The organism is Alcanivorax sp. HI0083 (genome assembly GCF_001635175.1).
On record NZ_LWFX01000068.1, the window covers coordinates 1 to 521 of the forward strand.

The following is a 521-nucleotide window of genomic DNA, read 5'->3' on the forward strand; positions in this document are numbered from 1 at the left end:
CTGGCATCCACGCGCCTGCAGCGCCCTTCCCTTCATGCCTTCCCCTCACAGCCCCGTGTGCCGAAGCCCCGTTCCCTGTTGACATCAAGGAAAGCAAATTCAGGCGACTGATACCAGCCCCTCCTGTCAGTCACAGGCCGGGGTAACGCAATGTGCCCCCCCCATACACACCGGCTCTATTCTGGGTAATACTGAAGACACTTTTTTCAGGGAGTGATGCTTATGAACCGCCTAACAAAAGTACTGGCTGGCACAGCCATTCTCAGTGTGGCCCCGTTGGCCAACGCGGGCTTCTATGTTGGCGCAGGGATTTATAATTCCGGCACCGACGAAAAAATCGATAATGTCGAGTTTGATGACGACGATACCTCCGGCGGCCTGTTTCTGGGCTGGCGCCCCATCGAACTGGTGGGCGCAGAAGTGGGTTATTACGACTTCGGTGAACTGGAAGGCGACAACGGCACCAAGATCGAAGGTGGCGCAGTCACCTTTGCCGGCCTGCTCAGCTTTGAGCTTGGCCC

The 521-nt window shown here is 57.0% G+C and carries 1 pseudogene; it reads left to right on the forward strand.

Annotation, left to right across the window (positions count from 1 at the left end):
- Nucleotides 1-222 precede the first annotated feature (222 nt).
- Nucleotides 223-521: pseudogene (locus A3754_RS00730) on the forward strand (porin family protein); the annotation flags it as partial.